This is a genomic window from Burkholderia sp. HI2714 (assembly GCF_002223085.1).
GTDB classification, from domain to species: Bacteria; Pseudomonadota; Gammaproteobacteria; order Burkholderiales; family Burkholderiaceae; genus Burkholderia; species Burkholderia lata_D.
Genome location: NZ_NKFM01000091.1, coordinates 1 through 6,295, shown reverse-complemented (window position 1 = coordinate 6,295; position 6,295 = coordinate 1). Strand labels below are relative to the sequence as shown.

Here is a 6,295-nt window from a genome sequence, read left to right as displayed (position 1 = left end):
CAGCCGCCAGTACTCTTCCATGAAGCCGGTGATCTGACGCATCGCCCAACGAAACAACCGGTAAAACGTATAGATCAGCTCGATGTAGGCGTTCGTGTAGGTTGGGGCACGCCCGGACACACCCGGCCCATACGGCTGGGTGTTGATGAACAGCGCCTTCAGGTCGCCCTCCGGGCAGTAGAGGCTGAGCTGGCCTCGCCGCTTCAGGCTCTGATTGTAGGCGCGGGCGTTCGCGACCCGATACGTCGGTTTCGGGCGTTTGCGCGGCGCTCCGGATTTCAGGCTGGCTTTGTATGGCAATGAACGTTCACGAGGCATAGATCAATTGCCCTTTCTACTCGACCTCACGCTGCCGCGCAACCACCCCCTTCCGAACAAAGCCCAGACAGTGGCCCAGCAATTCTATTCACTGATTTCATATGTAATCCTATTTAAATAGGATTTCCCGTGGCTGATTGCCACTATCGCGACAAAACGCACAGAACCGATTCGACCATAGCTGATGATTAATATTTCCTCGACCCATATCGCACCTGCTCCTTCCCACCCACTTCAATCCGGTGCACGCCACACCGGCGCTGCGTGGCGTAACGACTTGCGCACCTCCCTGGCGAATGTGGTCTCGGGCGTTAGGCAAGGCCCTATAGGCGCGCTGCAAACCCGAAGAGAGGGTGCGCCTGCCCACGCGCGGGGCGAGCGGACCGAGGGGCCGGCAGCCCGACGTCCCCCGGACAATGTGCGCGCGCTCGCCGAACAGATTCGGACGCCGACATCGTTTGTCAATCCGGGCGGGGATATGACGCCGGTCCTGATCACGCTGTCACCGCTATGGCCGCAGGGGCGCGCGCTGCGGATCCTAGACGCGAACGATGACGTGCTGACCTCGCTTGGCGCAAGCGTGACGGGGCGTGAGCCGGTGACGTTAGTGCTGCGCGGCTCGCACTACAGCGTAATGACAGGTGACGTTGAGATGGACGTCCCAGGTGATGCAGCGTGTTTTTATCATGCGGTCCTGGCCGGGCTCGGCGAGGATGCGGGCAAGGTGAAGCGGCAGCTCAAACTTCCGGACGATGCCTCGCGGATAGAGGTCATTCGCGCCTTGAGGGAGCATCTTGCGGACTATGTGGAGGCCAATCCGCAGCTTATCGCGCCGTTTATCGACGAGAGTAGCCCGCCGCGAGTCCGTGTTGCCTGGGAAGAATCCACGCGTGGCGACGCGCCCGAGCCGTTGGGCGCAGACGTCGCAACGGAGAGTCAGGATGTCAATGATGATGATGAGGAAGACCCATACGATTACGAGTCAGTGGAAGAGGCCATTAAGGCATACCAGAAGGAGCCGCATAGCCATCTGCCAATTTGGGAACCTACGCCGCAGCGGCCTTGGGCGGAGCCGCTTTTGCAGCTTCTCAGCATGGGAATGCCGGTATTGCACAATTGGGCCCAAGGAAAACCTCTGCTGGGGCCGCTTCCTGAGCCGCGAAAGAACGATCTGGCCGTCGATGATTCTTTCCGACGCGTGTATGCATTTATGAATCATGCGGACGGTAGAGAGAAGGTCATTGACGGACTGACGCGCGCGTTAGATGAATGGCAGCAAAGTCCGGAATATACGGCGCAGAGGGATCGTGGCGCCTTGGCTCAGGGAAGGGCACTAACTGCTGAACTGGAGGCCACCTTTGCCGAGCCGTTGAGCGAAAAACAGGCAGCAAAGACGTTGGACTATATCTATCGCAATTTCGAGTATTGCGCTGACAACGTCAACGAATTCTTTACGGCCAAGAGAGACTGGGCGACAGGAAGCCGCAGCTTTAAGGGGGCCCAGCCCGTTCAACCGGACGCTTCTGCCCCCCGCTTTGAACGCGGCGCGCGGCGCGCGGGCGAACCGGCACCAGTGTTCGCCACCTCTGCCGGCGCTGCGGATGCGGAAGCTCAACAAACAGTCCCACTGCTAGCATCCACGCTGGTGGGTGTCGCGATGGCGAATCCGAAGCTCAAAGCGGCAGGGGTAGCGACGGCGCTGGTCGGAGGAATTGCCGCAGCGGGATACGGCGCATACCGCTGGCTCACTGGGGGCGGTGCCACGAGTAACATGGCCCCAATGGTGAATTCCTTGTCTGATGCCCCGGCTGACAGCGCCCCGAGTATGTTGATTGATGATGAAAGACACGATGACGAAGTCGTGGCGAATCTCCAAGTTTCTCCAGATTTAGAAGCGTTCATCTACGGGGCAATGGATGGTACCGGTCAATTAGCCCGGCGCGTACGTTCCGCTTCGGCGAGAGTAAATCAATCAAATACAATTAATAGTTACAAGCCGAATTTTTCAAAATACGATGACCACGTGGCAGAAAATCTTCTGAAATTGTGGCAAGAAAGCGGAGCGTATAAGTATACTATTGACGATGACACAGTGCGGCTTATGATATTCAATGGCTTGCTATCCAAGCTGATATATCACGATGGCAAGCCATCGAGCCACATATCCGATCATCTTATGGTCGCGGCAATCGGCGAGTTTGTCGCGATACGCGCGTATCTCGACGGAATCAGGGAGACTGACGACAGAGTACCTAGACATCTTCGCTACATGGATGCTCTTCCTGATACTTGGGATCGGTTCTCTAAAATTCCTCTATACCGCGAAGCATTTGCCATCAAAGAAATTGACGACGATCTCTACATGTCACAACGAGAGTTGGCTGGCGATTTTATATATAGAAAGCGAGGTCAAGGCAAGTCCCTGGATGACATTGGAAACATATCGCGGCAAGAAATATACAGTCTCGGCATTCGCCAGGCGGAGAAATCTTTCCAAAAAAAACTCGCTACTGCAATCTCCGTAACTCCGGTCGACGATCTGCCTGATGCCATTGCCAAAGTCTATAAAGAGGAGTTCTATTCTCATGGTCGAGAATTAGTCGACTACTTGATGGAGACGCGTGGATTTACATCAAACGCGGATTATAAGAACGGCATACCATCTGACCCGGAATCGAATGCGCGAATAGAATTTGCCAATGTGAAAAAACATCATGCGCTGACTCTATTCATTGAAACTGTGACCGATTACGCCATTTATAAGAAATTGAAGGAGTATGGGGTATCAGGTGGCCAATATAGCGGGCATCGGATGGCCTTGGAGGCAAAGAAAATTGCCGCGAAGCTGGTTATTGAGAAATTCGGAATCGACGCGAATACGAATAATTTTGATCCAAATTATTACATTGATGCATACAATCAAATAATATTTAACGAGTCTATTTCGGATGAGGTAAGGCAATATCTCCTAAAATCTGCGTCGATGGCATTCTACATGTTTTATGCGGACAATTTGCCCAAGCATTTGACATGGCATCCGGACATGCTCGTAAATTTCTACAGTATGCAGGGCCGCCTGCCCTCGCTGGAATTGATTAATGGTCGGCCTGATGACCACATAGACATTAGCAAATTCAAGAGAAGTAATGAGTGCTCTAGCAAACGAGATTATTTTAATCAGTTCATTGATTACAAAAATAAAAGTTTGGCCTACGATGCGCAATCAGTTGCGCTAAATATGTTGATGGGGGCAGGTCTAACAGAGTATGACATATCAGCGATGAAGCCAGTGTCCGCTCTGGGGGCTGATTTGCGTTTGTACAGGTCATACAGTCGCGGGCTTGGCGAGCTCCTCAAAAATGGCGGCGATTGGCATAGAACGTATATCGACGTAGATGATGTTAAATCGGCCGGGAAATATATCACGGAGCCGCATGTTTATAGTGGCCCAGATAATGCCGTCGGAAAAATGTGCTTCATGGAGATGGCTGATGGTCGAATGATTGTAATTGCTGTAATTGATGGAAAATCGAAGGCCAAGGTATTCAGCGCGAATGAGGTTGCATCAAGTCGAGCACTGCGAAAAATACAGGCATCGATGCAAAGTGGGCTTCCCGCAGAAAGGGATGATCAAGTGGGGAGAGGGCAGCGGAATTCGTTCGTGACGAGTCCATATGTAGACATTGAAGGGAGGGTCCTTGTTGAAGAGATTCTCGAGCCCCTCTTCGGAGAGGACTATCGAGCTATCGGATTTGAAGAAAATGGAAAGGGTTATGTTAATCAGGCATTTCCGCAATTAACTGCCGCAAAAAATCTAGACCTAGACCTTTCAAAAAAAGAGGGGCTATATCCAATTGCAACCGCGGTCGCCAATCGTGGCCTGGAAGAGCTGGTTACTTCATTGAAAGGTGGCCTTGAAGACAGGCAGTGGTGGGAATACGTAATGATGTTCGTACCATTTGCCGACGAGATATATAGGTCTGCTGTTGACAAGGATCATAAGGTTGATGGTCTGAGCATAACGGCCGATGTGATGGGTACGATTTTTTCGATTATTCCGTTTGTTGGCCAAATGGGGAAATTTTCGGCTGTCACAACGAAGGTCCTTGGGGTGACATTTAAGCGTGCTATGTTGGAAGGCATGGCAAAAGGCTTAACGGGGAAGAAATTGACGATGACGGTGCTGGCCGCACTAGCTAAAGAGGCGCCTGCGCTCAGTAAGGCGGGCTTGAGATTATTGGCATCTGCGGCGTACGCCGCGGCGGACGTGGTATTGCCTATTTCACCAGATCTGGTCATTAGTCCAGTGACGCGATTGACAAGAAATATCAGGAAATACTTTAGCCTGTCGCAAAATTTTAATGGACCATTTCCAACCAACATGGGCGGGCGGTTGTCTGCGGCTGGCGCAAACATTGACGTGATGAATGCTGCTAGCGATGAAGTGGAGGCGCTTAGGCGAACCACGGCAATTGCGGTGGATGCCGATCGCTCGATAGTACTCCGAGCGAGTGCTCTTACTCCCGGTCAAACGATTGAGGAAAGTAGTGCGCTATTTGAACCGCTGTCGCGAAAACAACTTGCAGTAATGCGCGCTGATGAAGTAGAACCTTATCGTTTCGTCGACATATGCGCGTTACCTCACAGAGTGGCGCGGCAAACGGGAGGCGGGGGCTCATTGAGTTGTTTTCCTTTTACTAGTCGGGCCGACCGGCTTGCTGCTGGCGATATTTCTGCTATACAAGGGATAGGACCTACACATTACGCCATTGATGGCGAACCCACGGCCGGATTTCGATTTGACGCGTATCGTAGTGACGATATTGGCGACTCAGTCAATCCAAGAAATCCTGTAAGGGTGTCATTCGCAGTGCCACAGGGCTTTGACGTACAGACAACAGACGAATTTCGGGATTTTATCTGGCTAGGCGAAACTAATAGCATCATTTCTCCGAAAAAGGAAATTCGCACGGACAATTTGAAAACTATTTCTGTGGGCAATGGCAATTCAGGGACTGTAGCGGTAAAAATTCCGCTATGGGCGGTGTCTGAAGGGAATTCTATTTTCGTGCATAATGCTGCATTGAGTGGGTGTACCGTTGTATATGCAGTGAAAGATGGTAATTTTTATATCTACCACACGGGTTTAGTGAGCAATGCAGATGGTCTTGATCCAAATTGGAGAACGGCGCGTGAAGGAGTTGTTACGCTTGCCGATGCCCATTCGAAGCTTACCGGAACGGTGCCACGCCATGTGAACAACAATAACGACCTCGTAGACATTTTCTCAACTTACGATTCTGCAATAATAACATATATGGGTAAAGATGGAACGAAAATAACAAATCAGGCTTCGAGTGTAACAGTTTTCGATTATAACGAGGCGAACTCGCCTCGGCCCTGGGGGGCACGTCTGGCGACAGCGGATGCGTTGTTGTCACGGGTGAATGGTAAAGTAAAAATAGAGGCGTTATCTCAGGATTATTTTAATTCAGTTAAGGTTGGGAAAAGCGAGGCGGAGGTCTACAATGACTATAAACTCCTGGATAGCCGACGAGTCGAATTGAAAACAAGGGATTCGAATTAGTCGGACCTGCAAAACGTAGTTGAGCCAAGCCCGGCAAGGGATTGCAGGGAGTCGGATGTGCTGCGAACGGTTCTGTCGCGCTAAGGAGTCGGACATGCAAAACATAGTGGAACCAAGCCCTGCAAGGGATTGCCGGGAGCCGGATATGCTGCGAACTCCCAGAACGAATATCGATCTGATTTAGAACCTGGGAGCTGGAGCGCGCCGACATGACCGACGATTTCTTCCGAAGCCGCCTTGATTCGATGATCGACCTGCGCCATCCGCTTGCGGTGCTCGCGACGCGCATGCCGTGGGCGCAGCTCGAAGCTACGATGGCGCCGCTGTTCGCGCATCGCAATCGTGAAGGCATTGCTGCGCAGGTGATCGATCTGTTCGGCGCGACAGCGC

1 protein-coding gene and 2 pseudogenes are annotated in these 6,295 nt (G+C 52.0%); 2 read left to right on the top strand and 1 reads right to left on the bottom strand.

Translation table 11 applies throughout. From position 1 onward, the window contains the following. Nucleotides 1–318, bottom strand: a pseudogene (locus CFB82_RS40725) (hypothetical protein); the annotation flags it as partial. A 418-nt stretch (nt 319–736) separates the two neighbouring features. Between CFB82_RS40725 and CFB82_RS40720 the strand changes: the two are divergent. Both CFB82_RS40720 and CFB82_RS40715 read left to right on the top strand, forming a co-directional pair. Beyond that, on the top strand, nt 737–5,905 hold the full coding sequence (locus CFB82_RS40720) for a cytotoxic necrotizing factor Rho-activating domain-containing protein (RefSeq protein ID WP_179255533.1): 5,169 nt from the start codon (nt 737–739) through the stop codon (nt 5,903–5,905). Between the two features lie 209 nt (nt 5,906–6,114). Next, nucleotides 6,115–6,295, top strand: a pseudogene (locus CFB82_RS40715) (IS5/IS1182 family transposase); the annotation flags it as partial.